This window comes from Pseudomonas sp. RGM 3321 (genome assembly GCF_022836805.1).
GTDB lineage: Bacteria > Pseudomonadota > Gammaproteobacteria > Pseudomonadales > Pseudomonadaceae > Aquipseudomonas.
This window is the reverse complement of the sequence record NZ_JALHBH010000113.1, coordinates 101282-125010: the sequence shown is the minus strand read 5'-3', so window position 1 is coordinate 125010 and position 23729 is coordinate 101282. Positions and strand designations below refer to the sequence as shown.

Sequence of the window (23729 nt, the reverse complement as noted above, 5' to 3'; positions counted from 1 at the left end):
TCGTCCTGTGCCTTGGCACAGGACGACACTGTCAGCGAACCACGCTTACCCCGTCCAGCGTCGAAAACGACGTGTCCTTGGCGGTCAACAGAAAGTCGCGCATGTACGGTGCGTCGAGCATGTCGGCGCGAATGCCGGCATACAGGGTCGCAAAAAGTCCTTTCTCGCCCAGCCGTTTGGCCTTCACATAACCGCGTGAACTGTATTCATGCAGCGCCCAGTGCGGCATGCCACAGACCCCGCGGCCGCTGGCGACCAGTTGCATCATCATCACTGTCAGCTCCGAGGTCCTCACCTGTGCGGGCTCGATGTCGGCGGGCTCCAGAAAACGGGTGAAGATGTCCAGTCGGTCGCGCTCCACCGGGTAGGTGATCAGCGTTTCAGGGATCAGGTCTTCCGGCACGATGTACGGCCGGCTCGCCAGCGCGTGTTGATTGGCCACCGCCAGCATCGCTTCATAGGTGAACAGCGGCACGTAGGTGATGCCGGGCAATTCCAGCGGGTCGGACGTCACCACCAGGTCCAGGTCACCACGCGCCAGCGCCGGCAATGGCGCGAACGAGAAGCCGGAAGACAGGTCCAACTCGACCTCGGGCCAGGCATCGCGGAACTGATCGATGGTCGGCATCAGCCATTGAAAACAGCTGTGGCACTCGATTGCCATGTGCAGCCGTCCCGCCGTGCCGCCTGCCAGACGGGCAATGTCGCGCTCGGCACTGCGCAGTTGCGGCAGCATGGAATCGGCCAGTTGCAGCAGGCGCAAACCGGCGCTGGTGAAGCGCACCGGCTTGGTCTTGCGCACAAAAAGCGGCATGCCCATGCGCTCTTCCAGTTCCTTGAACTGATGGGACAGCGCCGACTGCGTCAGGTGCAGGCGTTCGGCGGCCTCCACAAGGCTGTCGGCCTCGCGCAGGGCGTGCAGGGTTTTGAGGTGGCGTATTTCAAGCACCGTCAGCGCTCCATGAATAAAATTTGTGACCATCACGAAAACAATGAGTTTGTCTCATGTTGTGTCGGCTGTCGACAATAGCGCCATCTTTTATGGAGGACGCACTATGGCCCTGGCCCACAACCTTGGATTTCCGCGCATTGGCGCAGATCGTGAATTGAAAAAAGCCCTGGAGGCTTACTGGAAAGGCGATCTTGATCAGGCTGGCCTGCGCGCCGTTGGTCGTCAGCTACGCGCGACCCATTGGCAGGTACAAAAAGATGCCGGCATCGAGCTGCTGCCGGTTGGCGACTTCGCCTGGTACGACCAGGTGCTGACGCACTCCCTGACGCTTGGGGTCATCCCGGAGCGCTTCGCTCATGCCCGGGACGCCGCCGGGTTGCCGACGCTGGACACATTGTTTGCCATGGCGCGCGGAGCGAGCAATTGCTGCGGTGCGTCTCAAGGCAAAACGCAGCATGCCCAGGAACTGACCAAGTGGTTCGACACCAACTATCACTACCTCGTCCCGGAGTTCACTCAGGACCAGCGTTTCCAACTGAGTTGGGAGCAACTGTTCGAGGAAGTCGATGAAGCGCATGAGCTGGGCCACAAGGTCAAGCCGGTACTCATTGGGCCGTTGACTTACCTGTGGCTGGGCAAGGCCAAAGGCGACAGTTTTGACCGGCTGGAACTGCTGGACAGGTTGTTGCCGGTATATGGCGAGATTCTTGGGCGTCTGGCCGCGCAAGGCGTGGAATGGGTGCAGATAGACGAGCCGATCCTGACCCTGGACCTGCCACAGGAGTGGAAAACCGCATTCGAGCGCGCCTATCACAGCCTGCAGTATTCCCCGCTGAAAAAGCTCATTGCCACCTACTTCGGCGGCCTTGAAGACAACCTCGGTCTGGCTGCCACGCTGCCGGTGGATGGCCTGCATATCGATCTGGTACGCGCGCCGGAGCAACTGCCGGTGGTGCTTGATCGTCTGCCGTCCTACAAGGTGTTGTCATTGGGCGTGGTCAACGGGCGCAATGTCTGGCGCTGTGATCTGCAGACTGCGCTGGCAGCCTTGCAGCAGGCACATGCCCGTTTTGGCGATAACCTCTGGGTGGCGGCCTCCTGCTCGCTGTTGCACAGCCCCGTCGACCTGAACCGTGAAGACCGGCTCGACCCGGAGCTTAAAAACTGGCTGGCATTCGCGGTGCAGAAAAGCGAAGAAATCGCCATTCTCAGCCACGCGCTGAACGAGCCACAGGCTGCCGAAGTGCTTGATGCGTTGGCACAGAGCCGCGATATCCAGGCCAGCCGTGCCCGCTCATCGCGCATTCATAACCCGCAGGTGCAGGCGCGTCTGGCATCTGTGACCGCCGCTGATCATCAGCGCCGTTCAGCATTTGCCGAGCGCATCGAGGTGCAGCGTGAACGCTTGCAGCTTCCAGCGTTTCCGACCACCACCATCGGCTCGTTCCCGCAGACGTCGGCGATTCGCCTGGCGCGTCAGGCTTATAGGCAGGGCAAGTTGTCGCTCAATGACTACACCGACGCCATGCGCCACGAGATTCGTCATGCGGTGCAGATTCAGGAGAACCTCGGCCTGGATGTGCTGGTCCACGGTGAGGCCGAGCGCAATGACATGGTCGAATACTTTGCCGAGCAACTGGACGGCTATCTGTTTACCCGCTTTGGCTGGGTGCAGAGTTATGGTTCGCGCTGCGTAAAACCGGCAGTCATCTTTGGCGACCTCAGCCGTCCGCGGCCGATGACTGTCGACTGGATCCGTTACGCGCAAAGCCTCACTGACAAGACCATGAAAGGCATGCTGACGGGACCGGTGACCATGCTGACGTGGTCCTTCCCGCGCGAAGACGTTTCACGCGAGGTTCAGGCGCAACAGCTGGCGCTGGCGATTCGTGACGAGGTGCTGGATCTGGAGCGAGCCGGTATCAGGATCGTGCAGATCGATGAGGCAGCTTTTCGCGAGGGTTTGCCGTTACGCAAGGCGCAGTGGCAGCAGTATCTGGATTGGGCCGTCGCTGCATTTCGCCTGTGTGCTGGCGGTGTTCGGGACGAAACCCAGATCCACACGCACATGTGCTACAGCGAGTTCAATGACGTGATCAAATCCATTGCCGCCATGGACGCCGACGTGATCACCATTGAAACCTCGCGTTCGGACATGGAACTGCTGGACGCTTTTGAAGCGTTCGACTATCCGAACGACATCGGTCCTGGCGTTTACGATATCCATTCGCCGCGTGTTCCGGAAACCGCCGAAATGGTTAGCCTGATCGCCAAGGCGGCACGACGCATCCCCGCTGAGCGGCTGTGGGTCAACCCGGACTGCGGCCTCAAGACCCGCGGCTGGCCAGAGACCGAAGCCGCACTGATCAACATGGTCGCGGCCGCCAGGCAACTGAGGCTTTAGGGGCTGACACCGATCTTGAGCTGCAAGTGGATTCGTCCTTTCTTGCAGCTTGAGGTTTACCGCTTGCGGCGGCTGCACCTACCACTCAGCGCCATTCATCAAATTGTCACGTAACTGTGGCAGCGCGCTTGGCAAAACATCATCAGACTCGCGGCTTACTGGGGTTCTGTTTTTTGGTGTTTTTCATGCGGGTTTTAATTTTTCTGGCCGCGCTTCTGTGCGGCTTGCCGTCTTTTGCGGCCAATCGTTGTGATGTCGATGTTCCTGTACAGCTCGCTGACCTCAAGGAAGTACGCATTGCCTACCAGAGTATCGGCAGTGAGTCCGACCCTGCCTTGCTGTTGGTCATGGGCCTGGGCGGTCAGTTGATTCATTGGCCGGACGAGGTCGTGGTTGCGCTGTGTCAGCAGGGTTATCGGGTGATTCGCTATGACAATCGCGATGTCGGCCTGTCGACCTGGGTACAGCGGCCAGCCGATGCCAACCTGACCTTTGAAGTGCTGCGCTACAAGCTGGGCCTGCCGGTCTCTGCGCCGTATTCGCTGACCGATATGGCCGACGATGCCTTGGGTCTGATGGACGCCTTGCAGATTCGCCAGTTTCACGTTCTTGGCGCGAGCATGGGCGGCATGATTGCCCAGCACCTGGCCGATCTGGCCCCGTCGCGGGTCGAAAGCCTGACGCTGATCATGACCAGCTCCGGTGCGCAGGGCTTGCCGATGCCCAACGCGGCGCTGCTGCAGCTATTGGCGCGTCGTGGCGCGCCTAACCGGGAGGTGGCGCTGGAGCAGCAGGCTGACTTGCTGGCGGCGTTGGGCAGCCCGCAGGTCAAGGATGATCGCGAGCAGTTGCTGCATCAGGCGGCGGTTTCCTACGACCGGGCGTTCAATCCCGAAGGCGTCAAACGCCAGATCATGGCGATCCTGGCCGAGCCCAGCCGTGTCGAGTTGCTCAACCGCTTGCGCCTGCCGGTGCTTGTGGTGCACGGCACTGCCGACCCGTTGCTGCCGGTCATGCACGGTGTGCACGTCGCCGCGCACATTCAGGGCAGTCAACTGCGCCTGATTCCAGGGCTTGCGCACCGTTTTCAGGAAGCCTTCAAGGCACCGTTGCTCGGGGCGGTGCTGCCGTACCTGAAAGCCCAACATGAGGACGGTCGCAGCCTTGCTCAACTGTGAAGCCTGCCCGGTTGTCAGGCTCCGACAGAGGTGTATCGTATGGCCCTTGCTTATTGAATTAGCTGACTGAGAAGGGCCGACATGACAACTGCACTGAAGATCGATTTCATCTCCGATGTTTCCTGCCCCTGGTGTGTCATCGGCCTGCGCGCGCTGGATCAGGCGCTGGAGGCGCTGGGTGATGAAGTGCAAGCGCACATCCACTTCCAGCCTTTCGAGTTGAACCCGAACATGCCTGCCGAAGGGCAGGACATCAAAGAGCACATCGCCGAAAAATATGGCTCTACGCCAGAACAGATCGAAGGCATTCACGAGACGATTCGTGAGCGCGGTGCTGAACTCGGCTTCACCTTTGCCAGCGGCGAGCGACGTATCTACAACACGTTCGATGCTCATCGCCTGCTGCACTGGGCCGAACAGCAAGGCAAGCAGCACGCGTTGAAGCAGGCGCTGTTCGAGGCGTATTTCAGTGACCTGAAAGACCCGTCCGATCACCAGACTCTGGCAGCTGTGGCGCAGAAGGTCGGTCTTGATCGTCTGCGTGCTCAGGCCATCCTCGACAGTGGCGAGTACACCGCAGAGGTCCGGGAAGCCGAGCAACTCTGGACATCCCGTGGTATCGCCTCAGTGCCGACCATGGTCTTCAACGACCAATACGCGGTATCGGGCGGGCAGCCGGTTGAAGTGTTCGTCAGCGCGATCCGGCAGATGCTCAGCGAGTCGAAGTAACGTATTGCCTGTGCAGGATCGGTGTCGTTAGAGCACCGATCGTTCCGCACGCTCCAGCGTGGGAATGCAGTGGGTGACGCTCTGCGTCACGGATCTGCGTTACACCGCACACTCAAGAGCGGACGCAGCAGTGCTCAAAGCCCGTATTTCTTGACCTTGTCGAACAAGGTGGTCTTGGCCATGCCCAGCTCCTGACTGGCCTGGCTGAGGTTGCCGCCGCTGCGTTGCAGGGCTTCGCTGAGCAGGGATCGTTCGAAGGCTTCAACCGCTTCGGCAAACCCCAGGCTTTGATTTTCACTGACCGTGCCTGCCTGTTTGAACGCTGGTAGACCCAAGGCAAATCGCTCGGCTACGTTGCGCAGTTCCCGCACGTTACCTGGCCAGTCGTGGCTCATCAGGCTTGAACTGGTCTGTCTGTCCAGCGTCGGCGGTTCGCGGTCGAAGCGTAATGACGACAACTGCAGGAAATGTTCGAACAGCTGCAGAATGTCTTCGCGGCGCTCACGCAATGGCGGCAGCTCCAGCGTGACGACGTTTAGACGGTAATACAGGTCGCTGCGGAACTGACTGGTCTTGCTCAGTGCATTGAGGTCGGATTTGGTCGCCGCAATGACCCGGCAATCCACCGCGACACTCTGGTTCGAACCAAGCCGCTCCAGAGTTCGTTCCTGCAAGACGCGCAACAGTTTGATCTGCAGGTTGACCGGCATACTTTCCACTTCATCGAGAAACAGCGTGCCATTGTGGGCGTGTTCGATCTTGCCGATGCGCCGCTTGCCCGCGCCGGTGAATGCATTGGCTTCGTGACCGAAAATTTCCGACTCGAACAGGCTTTCTGCCAGCCCGCCACAATTGAGTGCCACGAACTGGCTGTCCTTGCGCCGGCTGAAGTCGTGCAGGCAGCGCGCAACGAGCTCCTTGCCGGTGCCGGTCTCGCCTTCGATCAGCACATTGGCCGATGTATCGGCGACGTTGGCAATCAATGCGCGCAGGTTTTGCATGGCGGGGGAGCGGCCGATGATCCGGCCTTCCAGCGAATCGCGTTCGGCCAGTTGCTTGCGCAAGGCCCAGACTTCACGGGCCAGCCCGCGCTGCTCCAGCGCACGCCGGGTGACGTCGACCAGGCGCTCGGGAGAAAAGGGTTTTTCCATGAAATCGTAAGCGCCATCGCGCATTGCGTTGACGGCCATGGTGATGTCGCCGTGACCGGTGATCAGCACCACCGGCAGGCTGCTGTCACGCGCCTTGAGACGGCTCAGTAATTCCAGCCCGTCGATACCCGGCAAACGGATGTCGCTGATGACGATACCGGCAAAATTGTCACCGATGCGCTTGAGGGCGTCTTCGGCGCTGGATACGCCTTCACTGGCAATGTCTTCCAGTGCCAGTGCCTGCTGGCAGCCGAGCAACACATGCGGGTCGTCTTCGACGATCAGCACAGTCAGGTCGCTGTTGATGTTCATGGGTGTCGTCTCATGTCAGTCCACCTGGGCCGGGGCCGGTCGGGCGATTGTCGGTCGGGGCATCGGGGACGAACGGCAGGCTCAGGACAAATGTTGTGCCGCCGTCACCCGGATGCTCTGCGCTCAGGCTGCCCCCGGCTGCGGCGGCAAGGCTCGCCGACAGCGTCAGGCCCAGTCCCAGGCCTTGTTCGCCGGGTTTGGTGGTGAAGAAAGGTTCGAACAGGTGCTTGCGGGTTTCGGTATCGATGCCGTGCCCGTTATCACGCACCCGCAGGCGATAACGGCCGTCTTCAATTGACCCGGTGAGCCACAATTCGGGCGCTGGCTGGTTGAACATGGCGTCCAGCGCATTGCCGATCAGGTTGACCAGAATCTGTTCCAGGCGGGTTTGGTCGATGGTGAGGGTGGCGTCGACGAAGTCTCGATGCAGCGTCAGGCCAGATTGCTCCAGGCGTACGCCCAGCAACTGCGCGGCCGCCTCGACGGCCTTGCTCAGCTGCGCCTGGCCCTGATCGTCGCCGCGTCTGGCGAATGCGCGCAGGCTGGCGGTAATTCGGCCCATGCGGTCGACCAGATCATTGATGGTGCGCAGGTTGGCGCTGGCGGTGTCCAGTGCGCCTCGCTCAAGAAAACGCACGGTGTTGCCAGACAAGGTGCGCAATGCTGCCAGAGGCTGGTTCAGTTCATGAGCGATGCTGGTCGACATCTGGCCGATGGCCGCCAGCTTGCCAGCTTGCACCAACTCGTCCTGAGCTTTGCGCAGGGTGTCTTCAGCCTGTCTTCGTTCGCGAATCTGCGCCTTGAGGCGTTCGTTACTGGCACGCAGGTGTTCGGTACGCTCGGCGATCTTGCGTTCCAGCTCATTGTTCGCAGCCTGCAGCGCCTCTCTGGCCGCCAGCCGGGTCGAGATCACCTTGCGCCGCTCGTTCCAGGCAATCAGCAGAAAAGTCACCAGCGCGCAGGCCACAGCTACCAACATGCCCTGATTGGCCGCTTCACGGCGCAGGTCTTCCAGGGGCGTAAGCAGTGTCAGGTGCCAGGCGGTATCGCTCAGCGGGCGGCTCTGGGCCAGATAGCTGACCTGCTTGTGCTCTCGATCGACACTGACGTTGGCCGGGAACACAAGCTTTTCGACGCCTTCGGAGAGGGTTTCCCGTTCCAGTGGCACCAGCTCGTTAAGCGGCCACCAGTAATACTGCAGGCTGCGGGCCAGGCGTTCCTTGACCTGCGGGGTGAGCGGTCGAACTGACTTCAGGCGTCGAGCCGGGTCGCTTGAGAGAATGATGATGCCGTTCTCGTCACTGACAAACGCTTCCAGACGCGCACGCTGCCAGCGTTCTTCCAGTGCTTCAAGGCGCACCTTGATCACGGCGACGCCGATGATCCGTCCTTTGTCTTCCAGCCCGTGGGCCAGGTAGTAACCCGATTCGCCCGTGGTGGTGCCAATTCCGTAAAAACGGCCGGGCAGGCCGCGCACGGCGTCCTGAAAGTAGGCGCGGAAGGACAGGTCTTCACCCTGATAACTGTCGGAATCACGCCAGTTGCTGGTGGCCAGCACTCGGCCGGTGGTGTCCATCACATAAATGGCGCGGCTGCCGCTGCGTCGATTCATCCCTTCCAGATAACGGTTGACCTGCTGCTGAAGCTCGGGGCTCGGCTTGTTGAGCATCTGCGACACGCTGGATTCAAGCTCCAGCACGCTGGGCAAATAGGTGTACTTGCTGATTTCGCTCTCGACCGTACGGGCGTGCAGCTCCAGCTGGCGCTCACCGGTCTCGCGCAGGCTCTTGATACCGCTGTGTTCACTGATCAGGTAGGCGATATAGCCCAGTCCGATCATCAGCATGAGGATCAGTGGCGGCAAGAACAGTTGGCGTATCAGACGAGGTTTCACGGCGAGTGATGGCGGCGCGGCGCGATACAGAGTGGGGTCGCATTTCATCACAGTCGTCCTGAACCGAACAGCTGCCCGCGAGCGCGCGGGCAGCCGGCATTACCTAGTGCTGGAGAATCTTGGCGAGAAATTGCTGAGCGCGTTCCGAGCGTGCGCTGACGTCACCGAAAAACTCTTCTTTTTCGCAGTCTTCGACAATCTGTCCCTTGTCCATGAAAATCACCCGATTGGCGACCTTGCGAGCGAAGCCCATTTCGTGGGTCACGCACATCATGGTCATGCCTTCGTGCGCCAGTTGCACCATCACGTCGAGCACTTCGTTGACCATTTCGGGGTCCAGCGCAGACGTCGGTTCGTCAAACAGCATGACCACCGGGTCCATGGCCAGGGCGCGGGCGATGGCAACACGCTGTTGCTGACCACCGGAAAGCTGCCCGGGATGCTTGTGCGCATGCTCGGAGAGGCCGACGCGGTCCAGCAATTTCAGGCCTTTTTCGGTCGCTTCGGCCTTGCTGCGGCCCAGTACCTTGATCTGCGCGATGGTCAGGTTTTCGACAATGCTCAGGTGCGGAAACAGCTCGAAGTGCTGAAACACCATGCCGACCCGCGAGCGCAGTTTTGGCAGGTTGGTCTTCGAGTCGGAAATGGAAGTGCCGTCGACGACAATGTCGCCTTTCTGAAACGGTTCCAGCGCATTCACGCATTTGATCAGGGTCGACTTGCCGGAACCGGAGGGCCCGCACACCACAACCACTTCACCTTTGCTGACCTCGGTGCTGCAACCGGTCAGCACCTGGAAGTCGCCATACCACTTGTTGACGTTTTTGATGGAAATCATACGGCAAACCTTTTTTGCAGACGCTTCACCAGCAGCGAGGCGGCAAAGCTGATCGTGAAATAGACCAGACCGGCAATGATCAGGAACTCGTTGGCGCGCCCGATGATGTCGCCACTGGAGCGCGATGCGTTGAGAAAGTCCACAAGGCCCACGGTGTACACCAGAGAGGTGTCCTGAAACAGAATGATGCTCTGTTGCAGCAACAGCGGTGTCATCTTGCGAAATGCCTGGGGCAGGATGATCAGTCGCATCATCTGCGAGTAGTTCATGCCCAGCGCCTGGGCTGCGCCCATCTGTCCTTTGGAAATCGACTGCACGCCGGCACGGACGATTTCGCAGAAGTACGCGGCTTCGAACATCATGAAGGCCACGACGCAGGAGGCGAAGGCCCCGATGGGCGTGTCTTCACCGGTAATCCAGCGCAAAACGAATGGCACTGCGAGGTAGAACCAGGTGATCACCAGCAGCAGCGGGATCGAACGAAAGTAGTTCACGTAAGCGCCAGCCACATTGGCCAGCAGCTTGTTCGATGACAGACGCATCAACGCCAGTAACGTGCCAAGCACCAGGCCTCCGATAACGCCCATTGCCATCAGCTTGAGGGTCATGACCATGCCGTTCCACAGGCCGGGAATGGCCGGAACGATTCCAGTGAAGTCCATTATTTGCCCCCCAGCGAGATGAGTCCGGGTACAGCGACTTTCTTCTCGATCATGCGCATCAGCAGCATCAGGCTCATGTTCAGCGTGAAGTAGATGAGGGTTGCGAGCGTAAAGGCTTCAAACAGGTTGGCGGAAAACTCGGCGGTCTGTTTGGTCTGCGCGAGCAACTCCATCAGGCCGATCAGCGACGCTACCGAGGAGTTCTTGAACACGTTCAGGAATTCGGAGGTGAGCGGCGGAATGATGATCCGGTAAGCCTGTGGCAACAGCACGTTCCAGTAGATCTGCGGCAGCTTGAAGCCCATTGCACGCGCGGCCGATTCCTGGCCCTTTGGCAGTGCTTCAATGCCGGTACGCACTTGTTCGCAGACCCGTGCAGCAGTAAACAGACCCAGGCAGACCACCACGCTCAGGAACGCGGAGGTCGTCGGGTTGAGGTCCTGCTTATACCACTCCTGCAGGTTTTCCGGCAGCAGGTCGGGCACCAGAAAGTACCAGATGAACAGCTGCACCAGCAGTGGCACATTACGGAAAACTTCCACGTATACCGTGGCAATACCCGATACCAGACGGCTTGGTACGGTACGCATGACGCCCAGTACCGAACCCAGTATCAGGGCAATGATCCAGGCAACGACAGCAATGGCTATGGTCCAGCCCAGGCCGGATATGAACCAGTCCAGATAGGTCTCGCTGCCGACGCCGGTGGACTTGAAGAACACGCCCCAGTCCCAGTTGTAATTCATCAGGGTCTCCCCCTATTTTTCTATTTATATCGATATGCACGCACTGTCGGACTTCGAGAGTGAGGGGCCTGTCCCGAACAGGTTTTGCCTGTTCGGGATGCCATCAGTTCAGACTGGCTGAACCGGTTGCTCAGGCTTTCTTGTCTTCTGCGGCCTTGTCGGTCGGGTTCTGAATCAGTTCCTTGAGCTTGTCGCTCATCGGGAAATTCAGATTCAGTCCTTTAGGCGGGACGGGGGACATGAACCACTTGCTGTAGATGGCGTTGATGTCGCCAGACTTGTAGGTGGCAACGATGGCGTCATCCACTGCCTTCTTGAACGGGGCATCGCCCTTGCGGACCATGCAGCCGTAGATTTCGTAGGATTGCGCTGTACCGGTCACTGCCCAGTCATCCGGCTTCTTGGCCTTGGCCATCTCGCCGGCCAGCAGTGCGTCGTCCATCATGAACGCGACCGCACGGCCGGACTCAAGCATCTGGAAGGATTCGCCGTGGTCCTTGGCCGAGATCACGTTCATGCCCATCTGCTTGTCGGCGTTCATCGCTTTGAGGATGCGCTCGGACGTTGTGCCAGCGGTGGTCACGACGTTCTTGCCTTTCAGGTCATCGAAGTCTTTGTAGCTGGAGTCTTTTTTCGACAGCAGGCGCGTGCCGACTTCGAAGATGCCGATGGAGAAGTCGACCTGCTGCTGACGCTCGACATTGTTGGTGGTCGAACCACATTCAACGTCGACGGTGCCGTTCTGAACCAATGGAATACGAGTCTGAGACGTTACCAGGTTGTACTTGACCTTAAGGTCAGGCATGTCGAGGTCTTTCTTGATGGCTTCGACGATTTTCAGCTGGATGTCATGCGAGTAGCCCATCGGTACGCCAGAAGCGTCTGCGATGTAGGAAAACGGAATGGACGCGTCACGGTGGCCCAGCGTGATGGTGCCGGATTCCTTGATTTTCTTCAGGGTGCCGGTAAGTTCGGCGGCGAAAACCGGGGTGCTGATCAGAGCGGCAGTGATTGCTACGCCCAACAGGTGGGGAACGATGCGCATTGATGAATCCTTGATTTCATTTTTTATTGATGGGGCCGCAATGGGAGGCGACCCGCTTCTTGGCGAATGCTTCAACGGCGTCCAGATCCAGACACACGCCCTGTCGAAACGCTCGGTTCAGAGTGTAGAGCATGAGTCGTGCCAAGCAGCTTGAATCGATCAAGACTATGAATTTAAAGGATTTTATTCATGATTGAACGCGACACCCGGAATGGAAGCGTCCGGGAAGCCGAATCAGGCAGAGCGAAATGTTCGGAAAACCGAATGCAACCGAGTGTTCAGGGGGAGGGCGGTGCAGAGGAACAAACCTGTTCGCCGCGCGATGGGCGAACAGGTGGTGTGCGAGCTATCAGGCAGCCTCGATAGCGGCCTTGTTGCGCACAACAGTTTCCAGGTAGCTGCGCACAGCGGCCTGTTCTTCAGGCGTGGTGAACAGGCCAAGCTTGGTACGGCGCCACAGGATGTCTTCTATGCTGGTAGCCCATTCCTGATCGCACAGGTAATCGATCTCTCGGGTGTACAGACCTGCACCCAGATGCTGGCCGAGGTCTTCCAGACCTTGCGCGCCTTCCAGCAAGCGCCAGCTGCGGCTGCCGTAGGTAATCGCCCAGCGTTTGGCGATAGGCGCGGGCAACCAACTGAAGCGGCGGGTCATTTCTCCTGCCAGGGCTTCTGGCGTGCTCATGTCTTCTCCGCCAGGCAGAGCAGCTTTGGCCGTCCAGCTCGGTTTCATCTGCTTGAAGAACGGCGCCAGTTGCGCCATTGCCGACTCGGCCAGCTTGCGATAGGTGGTCAGCTTGCCACCGAATACCGACAGCATTGGTGCCTCATCGCCACTGCCCGACAGCGACAGCGTGTAATCGCGGGTAATGGCTGACGGGTTATCGGATTCGTCGTTGCACAACGGGCGCACACCCGAGTAAGTATGCAGAACGTCTGCACGAGTCAGTTGCTTTTTGAAATGGTCGTTGGCCACTTTGAGCACGTAGTCCATTTCGCCGTCAGTGATCTCGACCTTGTTCGGGTCGCCCTGATATTCACGGTCGGTGGTGCCGACAATCGTGAAGTGCTCCAGGTAAGGGATCGTGAACACGATGCGTTTGTCTTCGTTCTGCAGAATGAACGCATGCTCGCCTTCATACAGTTTCGGCACGATCAGGTGGCTGCCCTGAATCAGACGAATACCGTAGGCAGACTCAAGTTTGAGGTCTTCACGGATGAACTTGGCCACCCACGGGCCTGCTGCATTGACCAGCGCCTTGGCATGGATAGAAAACAGGCTGCCATCGCTGCGTTCCAGATGCAGGTGCCACATGCCCTTGATTCGGCGGGCACCGACACAGCGGGTCTGGGTATGAATATGCGCGCCGTTTTCACGCGCTGCCATGGCGTTGAGCACCACCAGACGGGCGTCGTCGACCCAGCAATCGGAGTATTCGAAGCCACGGGTGATGCTTGAGTTCAGTGGGCTGTCTGCGCCAAAACGAATGGTTTTCGAGGCGGGCAGCTTTTCGCGCTTGCCGAGGTTGTCATACAGGAACATGCCGGCGCGGATCATCCATGCTGGACGCAGGTGCGGACGGTGCGGCAAGACAAAACGCATGGGTTTGACGATGTGCGGCGCCTTGGCAAGCAGCACTTCGCGTTCTGCGAGTGCCTCGCGGACCAGACGGAATTCGTAGTGCTCAAGATAGCGCAGGCCGCCATGAATCAGCTTGCTGCTGGCCGAGGACGTGTGGCTGGCCAGGTCGTCCTTTTCGCAAAGAAAAACCGACAGGCCGCGACCGGAGGCATCCGCCGCAATACCGACACCATTGATGCCACCGCCAATAACGGCGATGTCGTAAACCTCGGAGAGGGGTTGGGTTGGCACGGTAGTGTGGGGCATTGGTGGCCTCCTGGACAATTCGTGAGCAAAGCTCGAAAGGCGAATCTGAACATTAATGTTCACTTTCGAAAATGATAGCTCAATAAAATGACCCTTGCTAGCGAGTATCGATTGAAAATACTGATGATGGGGTCAGGAAAAGAACAAATGTGAACATTGTAGGGCGGGATGTCATGCGGGGATGATTGTACTTTCTGATGCTTTTCGTTCTGCACGCGCCAGCCTGGACACCTCTCGTGTCTCAGGCTCCAGAGGGAATGAAGTTCGCGACGCTCTGCGCGTAAAAGAGGACGCAGAGCGTCCGGAACGGCATGCGGCGCGGAGCGTCGCACGATATTCGGGCTTGTCGTTCCTCACGCTCCAGAGTGTCCGGAATGGCATGTGTTATCGCGGACACTGCTCGTTCGTGACAATCACACCACTTCCAGACGAATCTTGTGTTGGGTCAGCAGTTGTTGCAGTGCGGGCACAGGTGGCTGATCGGTGACCAGGCAATCGATCAGGGTGATTGGCCCCAACCGGACCATCGCATTGCGCCCGAACTTGCTGGAGTCAGCCGCAAGCAGCACTTTGCGTGCGTTGGCGATGATCGCCTGGGAAACCCGTACTTCCTGATAATCGAAATCCAGCAGGCTGCCGTCTTCATCAATACCGCTGATTCCGACCAGCGCGAAGTCCACCTTGAACTGGGTAATGAAGTCGATACTGCCCTGGCCCACCACGCCGCCGTCACGACGCACATTGCCACCGGCTATCAGGACCTCGAAATCATCCTTGGTACTGAGGATCGATGCCACATGCAGGTTATTGGTGATGATCTTCAGGTTGTTGTGGTTGAGCAGGGCGCGTGCGATGGATTCGGTGGTGGTGCCGATATTGATGAACAACGAGGCGTTGTCCGGGATTTGCGCGGCAATGGCCTCGGCGATCCGTTGTTTTTCGTCGCGCATCTGATCTGCACGCATGGCGTAGGCAGTGTTTTCGATGCTGGAGTCATAGGCCGCGCCGCCGTGGTAGCGACGCAGCAGATTCATTTCCGCCAATTGATTGATATCACGGCGGATGGTTTGTGGGGTCACGACGAACAGCGTCGCCATTTCCTCGATGCTGACGTAACCACGGTCACGGACCAGTTCGAGGATCTGTTGTTGGCGGGGAGGCAGGTTCATTGTTTTTCCTTGAGCGCCCTCTGCAAATGGCGCCCATCATGCCGCAGGAAAGTGTGACCTGTCAGCCGGAATCCTGTCCCCTCCGCACAACAGCGGGTATCACTCTTCGTTTTCGTGCGGTTCCCAGTCACGGGTGCGCGCGACGGCTTTTTGCCAGCCTGCGTAGAGTTTCTCGCGGTGCGCTTCTTCGCAGGAAGGTTCGAACACGCGCTCGATCACAGCCTTGTTGCGCAACTCGTCCAGGCTGCTCCAGAACCCGATCGCCAGACCGGCCAGGAACGCGGCGCCCAGGGCTGTTGTTTCACGCATTTGCGGGCGTTCGACGTGGGTGCCGAGAATGTCCGCCTGGAACTGCATCAGGAAGTTGTTGGCTACCGCGCCGCCATCTACACGCAGCGACTTGAGGCGTTCGCCGGAGTCCTGCTGCATGGCGTCGAGCACGTCGCGGGTCTGATAGGCGATGGATTCCAGGGCTGCACGGATAATGTGATCAACCTTCACGCCGCGGGTCAGGCCGAACAGAGCGCCTCGTGCATACGGGTCCCAGTAGGGCGCACCCAGACCTGTGAACGCTGGCACCAGGTACACGCCGTTGCTGTCCTTGACCTTGCTGGCAAAGTATTCGGTGTCCAGCGCATCGTTGATGAGCTTGAGTTCGTCGCGCAGCCACTGTACGGTCGAGCCACCGTTGAACACGGCACCTTCCAGTGCATAGGCCACTTCACCGCGAGGCCCGCAGCCAATGGTAGTCAGCATGCCATGCGCCGATTTCACCGCTTTCTTGCCGGTGTTCATCAGCAGGAAGCAGCCGGTGCCGTATGTGTTTTTGGCCTGGCCGGGTTCGACACACATCTGCCCGAACAGCGCCGCCTGCTGGTCGCCTGCGATACCGGCAATCGGGATGCCGCTCTTGCTGTGGCCGTAGACTTCGGAAGAGGCTTTGACCTCTGGCAGGATCTCGCGCGGGATATCCAGCACGTCTAGCATGCGCTGATCCCATTCCAGCGTATGGATGTTGAACAGCATGGTCCGCGAGGCGTTGGTGTAGTCGGTGACGTGAACCTTGCCGCCAGTGAATTTCCAGATCAGCCAGGTATCGATGGTGCCGAACATCAGTTCGCCTTTGCGGGCGCGCTCGCGGCTGCCTTCGACGTTGTCCAGAATCCATTTGACCTTCGAGCCGGAGAAGTACGGGTCAATCACCAGGCCTGTAGTGTCCTTGATGTACTCCTCAAGACCGTCACGCTTGAGCTGCTGACAGATCTCGGTGCTGCGTCGGCACTGCCAGACAATTGCGTTATAGATAGGGCGGCCGGTATCGCGCTCCCAGATGACGGTGGTTTCGCGCTGGTTGGTGATGCCGATGGCAGCGATCTGGTTGTGGTGCAGATCAGCCTGTGCCAGCGCCTTGGTCATGCACGCAGTCTGAGTGGCGAAGATTTCCATCGGGTCGTGCTCGACCCAGCCTGCCTGAGGATAGTGCTGTACGAATTCGCTTTGGGCAGTGCTCACCACGTTGGCATCGCGGTCGAAAATTATGGCGCGCGAGCTGGTGGTGCCCTGGTCAAGAGCAATGATGTAGTTCTTGTTCTGTGTGTCAGTCATGTCGATTGCCTTGCATTGTTGGGTGGGATTCAGTTGGGTGAGATTCAAATTGAGTGAAATTCAAGATGAAGCCTGAACTTTGCCGCGAACCACTGGAGCATTTTTTTCGTTTTCAACAGGAGCGGCGCTCGGCAGATGACGCGCAATCAGCACGCGATAGCCAGCAGCACCGAGGCAGGCACCCAGGATGGGCGCAAAAATTGGAACCAGGAAATAAGGAATGTCACGACCACCGGTGAAGGCTATTTCACCCCAGCCAGCGAAGAACGTCATCAGCTTTGGACCGAAGTCGCGCGCCGGGTTCATGGCAAAACCGGTCAGCGGGCCCATCGAGCTGCCGATCACCGCCACCAGCAGGCCTATCAGCAAGGGTGCCAGCGGGCCGCGCGGCAAGCCGTTACTGTCATCGCCCAGGGCCATGATGACGCCCATCAGAATGGTGGTGATGACCACTTCGACCAGAAATGCCTGCCCTACGGAAATGGCAGGGTTTGGATAGGTCGAGAACACCGACGCCAGTTCAAGGCTCTGTTCGCTGCCGCGAATGATGTGGTGCGCATGTTCGAAGTCGAAAAAAAGACTGATGTACAACAGGTACACCAAGCCAGCTCCGCAGAACGCGCCTGCGATTTGCGCCGAGATATAAAAAGGCAATTTACGTTTTTCGAAACCGGCAAACAGACTCAGCGCGATGCTGACAGCCGGATTGAGGTGGGCGCCTGAAATGCCGGCACTGAGGTAGATCCCCATGCTGACCGCCATGCCCCAGATGATGCAGATTTCCCACAAGCCGAAAGTGGCTCCCGCGACCTTGAGCGCTGCAACGCATCCTGTGCCGAAAAAAATCATCAGCGCGGTGCCAAGAAATTCAGCTACACATTGCCCGGTGAGTGTCGGTTGTTTTAGTGCGATGGTCATGGATACCTCTTTTTTGTTTTTGTCTCGGCACCCTGAGACAGGCATGGGTGCTCGTTATTCGTGCGTATCAGAAAAACCCCATTTCTGATCGCTGGTGCGAGTTATACCGAAAAACCGCTTTCGATAATATTCGTAAACGAAAAAATATAGACAAGAAACAACGCTGTCAAAGGTCGGAACCGAACGGTCATGGAGTGGATACGAGCCCGCACAGCCGCTTAATATCGGGATTTTGTGGCTGTTACCAAAAAGCCATCAGTGTTGCAGGTGGCGTGAATCAAGGCATGTTCACTTTACTTGGCTTAAAGTGGCAGGCAGTCGGAAGCCTATGGAGCGTTGCATGACCCCTGCACTGGATTTACTGAAAAAACTTCGCGCCGAACATCGTATTCACAGTTACGAGCACGATCCCAAAGCAGCGTCATATGGGCTGGAAGCAGCGGAAAAGCTGGGGCTGGAGCCTGCGCGGGTTTTCAAGACATTGTTGGCCAGTACCGAAAAGGGCGAGTTACTGGTCGCAGTAGTGCCGGTCGTCGGAACGCTTGATCTGAAGGCTTTGGCACAGGCCGCCGGGGCGAAAAAAACCGAAATGGCTGACCCTGCGGCGGCGCAGCGCTCAACGGGCTACCTGTTGGGTGGAATCAGCCCATTGGGCCAGAAGAAGCGCTTGCGCACGTTTATTGACGATACAGCGCAACGTTTTGAGAGTATTTATGTCAGCGCCGGGAGGAGGGGGCTGGAGGTTGAGCTTTCGGCAGCCGTGCTGGCCGAGCATACGCAGGCACGGTTCGCAGCAATTGGCCGGGAATAAGCTGCAGCTCAGTGATTGACTGTATGCACTGCGACGCTGCCTGGCACTGCAAACAGCACCAGATGGTCAGCTGCCACACGAATACCGACTTCCTCGCCCTGACGGTGATCGGCATGACTGGGGAAAATGGCTTCAAGTTGGCTACCGGTAGACAGCTGCAGGCGATACAGCGTCGATGCGCCCTGAAATGTTCGACCGATTACCCGCGCTTTCAGGTCGCTGTGCGGCGCGTAGACGATATCGTCAGGTCGCAGCAAGACATCCACTGCGCTGCCGCTGCCGCCCGGATATGCCCGGTTGCCGCGCAGAACACCCAGTTCGGTGCGCACCGATTCGGGGTCTATCATCTGCCCGCGAATGAAATACCCCTGGCCAATGAAGCTGGCAACAAAGGGTGTGCGAGGTTCGTGATACAGGTTGTAAGGCGTATCCCACTGCTCCAGGCGACCCTCCTTGAATACGCCGACATGATCGCTGACCGCGAAAGCCTCTTCCTGATCATGGGTCACCAGAATGGCACTGGTGCCACGTGCCTTGAGAATATCGCGCACCTCATGGCTCAGACGTCTACGCAACTCGCCATCCAGATTGGAGAAGGGTTCATCGAGCAGCAACAGTTGCGGCTCCGGTGCCAGCGCCCTGGCCAGGGCCACTCGTTGTTGCTGCCCACCTGACAACTCGTGAGGGTAGCGTTTGCCCAAGGCGCCGAGGTTGACCAGTTCAAGCAACTCGGCGATCACTTGATCCAGGCGCGGGTGGTTGCGAATGCCGAATGCGATGTTCTCGGCGACGCTCAGGTGCGGGAACAGCGCGTAATCCTGAAACACCATGCCGATACGGCGCTTCTCCGGTGCAAGAGTCCAGCCCGGACGGGAAATGACTTCGCCCGCCAGGCTGATCTCTCCCGCGTGTATCGGCTCGAAACCGGCAATCGCACGCAGTGTGGTGGTCTTGCCGCAGCCCGATGAACCCAGCAGGCAGCCGATATCGCCCGCGTTAAGGTGCAGATTCAACTCCTGCACCACGCGCTGGTTCTGATAACCGCAAGCGAGGTTGCGCAGGTTCAGCAGCAACGGGTTCATGCGGGCTTGCAGGACGGCGCGACGAGAAACTCCAGCAGCGCTTTCTGTGCGTGCAGGCGATTTTCGGCCTGATCCCAGGCGACCGAACGCGAATCATCCAGCAGATCAACACTGATTTCTTCGCCACGGTGGGCAGGCAGACAGTGCATGAACAGCACGTCCTTGTCGGCCAGGTCGAGCAAAGCGCGTGTTACCTGAAACGGTGCGAACAACGCCATGCGCCGAGCGGTTTCCTCTTCCTGACCCATCGAGGTCCACACGTCGGTGCTGACCAGGTGTGCACCGGCGACCGCTGCTTTCGGGTCGCGGACAATGGTCACTCGCTCACCGGCCAGCGCCAGGAACTCGGGGTTCGGCTCGTAGCCCGCGGGGCAGGCCACGCGCAACTGGAAGTCAAACTGAATGGCCGCTTCTATATAGCTGTTGCACATATTGTTGCCATCGCCGATCCAGGCGACGGTCTTGCCTTTGATCGAGCCGCGATGCTCCAGAAAGGTTTGCATGTCGGCCAGCAACTGGCATGGGTGCAGGTCATCCGACAAACCATTGATAACCGGGACGCGGGAATTGGCGGCGAATTCGGTCAGATTGCTGTGCGCGTAGGTACGGATCATTACCGCATCGAGCATGCGTGACATGACTTTTGCACTGTCGGCAATCGGCTCGCCACGGCCCAATTGGGTGTCGCGATGGGACAAAAAGATGGCCTGGCCACCCAGCTGAATCATCCCTGCTTCAAAAGAAAGACGGGTACGTGTCGAGGATTTCTCGAAAATCATCCCCAATACCCGGTTCTTCAGCGGTTCAAAAAGCTCACCGCGATTTCGCAGGTCTTTGAGCTCTACGCCACGACGGATCAAGCCCAGGAGTTCATCTGGGGTGTAATCCATCATCGAGAGAAAGTGCCTGGCGTTCATGATTAACTACCTTTTTTGCAACAGACCGCAGGTTATCAAAGCCGGTTTTTATCGGGAAAACGGGCGAGACCTGCGGCGGAAACCGCACGAGGCGACGAATAAGAAAGGCGCGATAGTATAAAAAAATGTCGCGTCTTACCAATAGCATGCTGTTTTCTGAAACACCGATGTCACTGGCGCTCCCCGTCAGGGGGCACTGTTATTCTTTGTTGACGAGTTAAAAACTGGCTAAGCTGACAAGGCCAATAGCCATCTCTGCTTTTTCCGAAGGCAGCATTTGTACACTGCCCAAATAGCGCTTGGCAATTAGTACCAATCCTGCAACAGTCCGGGTTTGCGCGTGCGCGCTGAATGCGACCCGCTTCACGGGCTGGAAACAGGGACCGTTTCTTTAATGCCGGGCGTAGGTTATAAATCGTTGCCGATACATTACTGATCGAGGGGTGGGGAATGGACTCAAAAGAGCGTCAACTAACGGAGTTACTCGGGCTGACCGCACGCACGCTTACCCATCTGACCGCCTCAATGACCTCGATGTCCTTTGAGTTGCTGCGCAGCGAGGACGAAGTCACGCGTAATGCGGGGCGGCGCATGATTGATCGCATGGCGACCATCAGCTCGGGACTCGACGAGCACTGGCGCCTGATCGGCGACCTCACCGGCGTCCACCTGGCGCAGGAACAGATCGAAACCGTGGCGGAAATCCAGCAGCAGCGCAAGGTCGTCACGCCTATCGGCGGTTGATACGCTCCACTCATCGGCCCGCCTGATGCCCCCCGATTCACACGACACACGTCAGTGGCGCGGGTTATTGGCAGCAGCCATAGTGCTTGTCAGGCAATCAACCGGATTGCCATGACAAGATCTGAGGCTGTGATGACCCGGACTGAACACTACCGCGCCTGCCACCTGTGCGAGGCCATTTGTGGTCTTGCCATCGAGACCGTTACCGAGCCGGATTCTGCCCCGCGCATCACCTCGATCAAGGGTGACCCGCTTGACACTTTCAGCCGTGGCCATATCTGCCCCAAGGCTGTTGCGCTGCAAGACATTCAGAACGACCCCGACCGCCTGCGTCAGCCAATGCTGCGCACCGGTGACCAATGGCGACCGATCGCCTGGCAGGCCGCGTTCGATCTGGTGGCAGAGCGGCTTTACGCCATTCAGCAGCGCCATGGGCAGAACGCGGTAGCGGTTTATCAGGGCAACCCCAGCGTTCACAACTATGGGCTGATGACCCACAGCAATTATTTTCTCGGGCTGCTCAAGACTCGTAATCGCTTCTCGGCGACCTCGGTTGATCAGTTGCCGCATCACCTCACCAGTTTTCTGATGTATGGCCACGGCATGTTGTTGCCGATTCCGGATATCGATCTCACCGACTTCATGCTGATCCTGGGTGGCAACCCGTTGGCGTCCAACGGCAGCATCATGACCGTGCCGGATGTTGAAAAGCGTCTGAAAGCCATACAGCAGCGCGGCGGTAAACTGGTGGTCATCGACCCGCGCCGCAGTGAGACCGCGGCCATCGCCGACCAGCATCTGTTCGTGCGTCCGGGCGGTGATGCAGCGCTGCTGTTCGGTCTGCTCAATACTCTGTTTGAAGAAGGCCTGACTCGCGAGACTCACTTGCCCGTTGATGGTCTGGACCAGGTGCGACACGCCATTGCAGGCTTCACTGCGCAGGCCATGAGCCCACGCTGCGGCATTGCTGCCGAGCAGATCCGGCAACTGGCGCGGGATTTTGCTGCCGCTGACAAGGCGGTGTGTTATGGCCGAATGGGGGTGTCGACCCAGACCTTCGGCACGTTGTGTCATTGGCTGGCGCAACTGATCAATCTGGTGACCGGCAACCTGGATCGCGTGGGCGGAACGCTGTGTACGGAACCCGCAGTTGATCTCGTCAGTTCGACTTCGGGCGGCCATTTCAATCTATGGCAAAGCCGGGTGTCCGGCCTGCCTGAGTACGGCGGCGAATTACCGGTGTCGGCGCTGGCCGAGGAAATGCTCGTGGAAGGAGAAGGGCAGGTTCGCGCACTGGTCACTGTCGCGGGTAATCCGGTTCTGTCTACCCCCAATGGCCGTCAGTTGGAACAGGCGCTCGAAGGTCTGGAGTTCATGCTCAGCATTGATCTTTACATCAACGAAACTACCCGCCATGCCGACTTGATCCTGCCGTCCACCTCAGCGTTGGAAAACGATCACTATGACACCACCTTCAATACCCTGGCAGTGCGCAACGTCACTCGCTTCAATCAGGCCATTTTCGACAAGCCCGACGGTGCGCTGCATGACTGGGAGATTTTTGTCGGTCTGGCCAGATCATTTGCAGCCAGGGCGCAGCGGGAACTCAAACCGACCCTGCCACCCGCGCAGATGATTGATCGCGGGTTGCGCGCAGGCTTCTATGGCGATGCATCGCCGCACAAACTGTCACTGGAAACGCTGGCCAGTCACCCGCATGGGCTCGATCTGGGGGTGTTGAAGCCTAACCTCACTGAGCGCCTGAAAACCGCCAACGGGCGGATTCAGGCGGCCCCAGAGGTCATCATGGCCGACCTGGCGCGCTTCGCGGCCGACCCCGCTCCCGATTCCGCAGCGTTGTTGCTGATTGGTCGTCGGCACGTGCGCAGCAATAATTCGTGGATGCACAACTATCACAGGCTGGTAAAAGGCAAGCCCCGGCATCAATTGCTGATGCACCCTGACGATCTTGCCTGTCGTGGTTTGAGCGATGGCCAGCAGGTTCGGGTCAGCTCTCGGGTCGGAACGATCGAGGTACAGGTGTTGGGCAGTCTGGACATGATGCCTGGGGTGGTCAGCCTGCCGCATGGCTGGGGGCATTCGCGTACCGGGGTGAAAATGGATATCGCCCGGAGTCAGCCAGGGGTGAGCGCCAATGACCTGACTGACGAACGGCAACTCGATGTACTCTCCGGCAATGCGGCGTTGAACGGTGTGCCGGTGCAGGTGGCTGCCCGTTAAGGCTCAAGACAGAGCGTCATGCTCGGGATTTCGTTACAATGCGCCACCGTGCCGACAACTGAGTCGGATATTTCAGCCGAGGTGCTCCATGGATATCATCGAAACGATCAAAGAGCAGATTGCCAACAACACCATTCTGCTTTACATGAAAGGCGCTCCGAATGCCCCTCAATGCGGCTTTTCGGCCAAGGCTTCCCAGGCATTGATGGCGTGTGGCGAAAAATTTGCCTACGTCGACATTCTGCAAAACCCTGAAATTCGCGCCAACCTGCCAAAGTACGCCAACTGGCCGACTTTCCCGCAACTGTGGGTGGCTGGTGAACTGGTCGGCGGTAGCGACATCATCACCGAAATGATGGCTGATGGTTCGCTGCAAACTCTGGTCAAGGAAGCATCGGCCGCCAAAGCCGAGTAAAGCCTCGCGCTGCAGCGTGGGCACGGTA

General features: G+C 58.6%; 21 protein-coding genes. 8 read left to right on the top strand and 13 right to left on the bottom strand.

Annotated elements, in window-relative coordinates:
• Nucleotides 1-31: 31 nt before the first annotated feature.
• Nucleotides 32-949 (bottom strand): transcriptional regulator MetR, encoded by a 918-nt coding sequence (gene metR, locus RGM3321_RS17015; RefSeq protein ID WP_244394037.1) that lies wholly within the window; start codon nucleotides 947-949, stop codon nucleotides 32-34.
• Between the two features lie 106 nt (nucleotides 950-1055).
• On the opposite strand from metR, the gene metE reads away from it, so the two are divergent.
• From metE to RGM3321_RS17000, 3 genes are all read left to right on the top strand, one after another.
• Nucleotides 1056-3356 carry a 5-methyltetrahydropteroyltriglutamate--homocysteine S-methyltransferase gene (metE, locus tag RGM3321_RS17010; protein WP_244394036.1) on the top strand — a complete coding sequence of 767 codons (2301 nt, stop codon included), beginning with the start codon at nucleotides 1056-1058 and terminating at the stop codon, nucleotides 3354-3356.
• A 185-nt stretch (nucleotides 3357-3541) separates the two neighbouring features.
• Nucleotides 3542-4534, top strand: coding sequence for an alpha/beta hydrolase (locus RGM3321_RS17005; RefSeq protein ID WP_244394035.1), 993 nt, complete (start codon nucleotides 3542-3544; stop codon nucleotides 4532-4534).
• 81 nt (nucleotides 4535-4615) lie between these two features.
• Nucleotides 4616-5263, top strand: a complete 648-nt coding sequence (locus tag RGM3321_RS17000; protein WP_244394034.1) for a DsbA family oxidoreductase — start codon at nucleotides 4616-4618, stop codon at nucleotides 5261-5263.
• 134 nt (nucleotides 5264-5397) lie between these two features.
• Here RGM3321_RS17000 and RGM3321_RS16995 read toward each other — a convergent pair whose 3' ends face one another.
• From RGM3321_RS16995 to RGM3321_RS16970, 6 genes are all read right to left on the bottom strand, one after another.
• The gene (locus tag RGM3321_RS16995; protein WP_279614042.1) at nucleotides 5398-6726 is read right to left on the bottom strand and encodes a sigma-54 dependent transcriptional regulator; all 1329 of its coding nucleotides are present in this window, start codon (nucleotides 6724-6726) and stop codon (nucleotides 5398-5400) included.
• Nucleotides 6727-6736: 10 nt separating this feature from the next.
• Nucleotides 6737-8668 (bottom strand): sensor histidine kinase, encoded by a 1932-nt coding sequence (locus RGM3321_RS16990; protein WP_244394033.1) that lies wholly within the window; start codon nucleotides 8666-8668, stop codon nucleotides 6737-6739.
• Between the two features lie 55 nt (nucleotides 8669-8723).
• Nucleotides 8724-9458: an amino acid ABC transporter ATP-binding protein gene (locus tag RGM3321_RS16985; protein WP_244394032.1), complete on the bottom strand. Its 735-nt coding sequence runs from the start codon at nucleotides 9456-9458 to the stop codon at nucleotides 8724-8726.
• Nucleotides 9455-10123, bottom strand: a complete 669-nt coding sequence (locus tag RGM3321_RS16980; RefSeq protein WP_170846026.1) for an ABC transporter permease subunit — start codon at nucleotides 10121-10123, stop codon at nucleotides 9455-9457. The genes RGM3321_RS16985 and RGM3321_RS16980 overlap by 4 nt, the downstream gene beginning before the upstream one ends.
• Complete coding sequence (locus tag RGM3321_RS16975; protein ID WP_005741015.1) at nucleotides 10120-10866, bottom strand: amino acid ABC transporter permease; 747 nt, start codon at nucleotides 10864-10866, stop codon at nucleotides 10120-10122. Before RGM3321_RS16975 ends, RGM3321_RS16980 begins: the two co-directional genes overlap by 4 nt.
• Nucleotides 10867-10996: 130 nt before the next feature.
• Nucleotides 10997-11911, bottom strand: a complete 915-nt coding sequence (locus RGM3321_RS16970; RefSeq protein WP_004664079.1) for a glutamate/aspartate ABC transporter substrate-binding protein — start codon at nucleotides 11909-11911, stop codon at nucleotides 10997-10999.
• Here RGM3321_RS16970 and RGM3321_RS16965 point away from each other — a divergent pair.
• On the top strand, nucleotides 11904-12065 hold the full coding sequence (locus RGM3321_RS16965; protein ID WP_244394031.1) for a hypothetical protein: 162 nt from the start codon (nucleotides 11904-11906) through the stop codon (nucleotides 12063-12065). The genes RGM3321_RS16970 and RGM3321_RS16965 overlap by 8 nt on opposite strands.
• A gap of 195 nt (nucleotides 12066-12260) precedes the next feature.
• Here RGM3321_RS16965 and glpD read toward each other — a convergent pair whose 3' ends face one another.
• The 4 genes from glpD to RGM3321_RS16945 form a co-directional block, all read right to left on the bottom strand.
• Nucleotides 12261-13799 (bottom strand): glycerol-3-phosphate dehydrogenase, encoded by a 1539-nt coding sequence (gene glpD / locus RGM3321_RS16960; RefSeq protein ID WP_244394030.1) that lies wholly within the window; start codon nucleotides 13797-13799, stop codon nucleotides 12261-12263.
• Between the two features lie 413 nt (nucleotides 13800-14212).
• Nucleotides 14213-14968 (bottom strand): DeoR/GlpR family transcriptional regulator, encoded by a 756-nt coding sequence (locus RGM3321_RS16955; RefSeq protein ID WP_011169330.1) that lies wholly within the window; start codon nucleotides 14966-14968, stop codon nucleotides 14213-14215.
• A 99-nt stretch (nucleotides 14969-15067) separates the two neighbouring features.
• Nucleotides 15068-16573, bottom strand: coding sequence for a glycerol kinase GlpK (gene glpK / locus RGM3321_RS16950; protein WP_004658188.1), 1506 nt, complete (start codon nucleotides 16571-16573; stop codon nucleotides 15068-15070).
• 60 nt (nucleotides 16574-16633) lie between these two features.
• A complete protein-coding gene (locus RGM3321_RS16945; RefSeq protein ID WP_244394029.1) occupies nucleotides 16634-17491 on the bottom strand; it encodes an MIP/aquaporin family protein in 858 nt (285 codons plus the stop codon).
• Between the two features lie 340 nt (nucleotides 17492-17831).
• Here RGM3321_RS16945 and ybaK point away from each other — a divergent pair, with 340 nt between their 5' ends.
• On the top strand, nucleotides 17832-18302 hold the full coding sequence (gene ybaK, locus RGM3321_RS16940; protein ID WP_244394028.1) for a Cys-tRNA(Pro) deacylase: 471 nt from the start codon (nucleotides 17832-17834) through the stop codon (nucleotides 18300-18302).
• A gap of 8 nt (nucleotides 18303-18310) precedes the next feature.
• Here ybaK and RGM3321_RS16935 read toward each other — a convergent pair whose 3' ends face one another.
• Both RGM3321_RS16935 and argF read right to left on the bottom strand, forming a co-directional pair.
• Nucleotides 18311-19384: an ABC transporter ATP-binding protein gene (locus RGM3321_RS16935; protein ID WP_244394027.1), complete on the bottom strand. Its 1074-nt coding sequence runs from the start codon at nucleotides 19382-19384 to the stop codon at nucleotides 18311-18313.
• A complete protein-coding gene (gene argF / locus RGM3321_RS16930; protein WP_244394026.1) occupies nucleotides 19381-20301 on the bottom strand; it encodes an ornithine carbamoyltransferase in 921 nt (306 codons plus the stop codon). Before argF ends, RGM3321_RS16935 begins: the two co-directional genes overlap by 4 nt.
• Nucleotides 20302-20751: 450 nt before the next feature.
• Here argF and RGM3321_RS16925 point away from each other — a divergent pair, with 450 nt between their 5' ends.
• The 3 genes from RGM3321_RS16925 (at nucleotide 20752) to grxD (ending at nucleotide 23701) form a co-directional block, all read left to right on the top strand.
• Nucleotides 20752-21045: a hypothetical protein gene (locus tag RGM3321_RS16925; RefSeq protein WP_244394025.1), complete on the top strand. Its 294-nt coding sequence runs from the start codon at nucleotides 20752-20754 to the stop codon at nucleotides 21043-21045.
• Between the two features lie 132 nt (nucleotides 21046-21177).
• The gene (locus tag RGM3321_RS16920; protein ID WP_244394024.1) at nucleotides 21178-23286 is read left to right on the top strand and encodes a molybdopterin oxidoreductase family protein; all 2109 of its coding nucleotides are present in this window, start codon (nucleotides 21178-21180) and stop codon (nucleotides 23284-23286) included.
• An 88-nt stretch (nucleotides 23287-23374) separates the two neighbouring features.
• Nucleotides 23375-23701 (top strand): Grx4 family monothiol glutaredoxin, encoded by a 327-nt coding sequence (gene grxD, locus RGM3321_RS16915; RefSeq protein WP_002554852.1) that lies wholly within the window; start codon nucleotides 23375-23377, stop codon nucleotides 23699-23701.
• Nucleotides 23702-23729 lie beyond the last annotated feature (28 nt).

Bases quoted from the DNA above. Each gene is read 5' to 3' on its own strand.
- RGM3321_RS16970 (WP_004664079.1), bottom strand. From the start codon at position 11,911: ATGCGCATCGTTCCCCACCTGTTGGGCGTAGCAATCACTGCCGCTCTG.
- RGM3321_RS16990 (WP_244394033.1), bottom strand. From the start codon at position 8,668: ATGAAATGCGACCCCACTCTGTATCGCGCCGCGCCGCCATCACTCGCC.
- RGM3321_RS16925 (WP_244394025.1), top strand. From the start codon at position 20,752: ATGGACTCAAAAGAGCGTCAACTAACGGAGTTACTCGGGCTGACCGCA.
- argF (WP_244394026.1), bottom strand. From the start codon at position 20,301: ATGAACGCCAGGCACTTTCTCTCGATGATGGATTACACCCCAGATGAA.
- glpK (WP_004658188.1), bottom strand. From the start codon at position 16,573: ATGACTGACACACAGAACAAGAACTACATCATTGCTCTTGACCAGGGC.
- RGM3321_RS16955 (WP_011169330.1), bottom strand. From the start codon at position 14,968: ATGAACCTGCCTCCCCGCCAACAACAGATCCTCGAACTGGTCCGTGAC.
- RGM3321_RS16975 (WP_005741015.1), bottom strand. From the start codon at position 10,866: ATGAATTACAACTGGGACTGGGGCGTGTTCTTCAAGTCCACCGGCGTC.
- RGM3321_RS16935 (WP_244394027.1), bottom strand. From the start codon at position 19,384: ATGAACCCGTTGCTGCTGAACCTGCGCAACCTCGCTTGCGGTTATCAG.
- RGM3321_RS16945 (WP_244394029.1), bottom strand. From the start codon at position 17,491: ATGACCATCGCACTAAAACAACCGACACTCACCGGGCAATGTGTAGCT.
- glpD (WP_244394030.1), bottom strand. From the start codon at position 13,799: ATGCCCCACACTACCGTGCCAACCCAACCCCTCTCCGAGGTTTACGAC.
- RGM3321_RS16985 (WP_244394032.1), bottom strand. From the start codon at position 9,458: ATGATTTCCATCAAAAACGTCAACAAGTGGTATGGCGACTTCCAGGTG.
- ybaK (WP_244394028.1), top strand. From the start codon at position 17,832: ATGACCCCTGCACTGGATTTACTGAAAAAACTTCGCGCCGAACATCGT.
- RGM3321_RS17005 (WP_244394035.1), top strand. From the start codon at position 3,542: ATGCGGGTTTTAATTTTTCTGGCCGCGCTTCTGTGCGGCTTGCCGTCT.
- RGM3321_RS16995 (WP_279614042.1), bottom strand. From the start codon at position 6,726: ATGAACATCAACAGCGACCTGACTGTGCTGATCGTCGAAGACGACCCG.
- RGM3321_RS16965 (WP_244394031.1), top strand. From the start codon at position 11,904: ATGCGCATTGATGAATCCTTGATTTCATTTTTTATTGATGGGGCCGCA.
- grxD (WP_002554852.1), top strand. From the start codon at position 23,375: ATGGATATCATCGAAACGATCAAAGAGCAGATTGCCAACAACACCATT.
- RGM3321_RS17000 (WP_244394034.1), top strand. From the start codon at position 4,616: ATGACAACTGCACTGAAGATCGATTTCATCTCCGATGTTTCCTGCCCC.
- RGM3321_RS16920 (WP_244394024.1), top strand. From the start codon at position 21,178: ATGACCCGGACTGAACACTACCGCGCCTGCCACCTGTGCGAGGCCATT.
- metE (WP_244394036.1), top strand. From the start codon at position 1,056: ATGGCCCTGGCCCACAACCTTGGATTTCCGCGCATTGGCGCAGATCGT.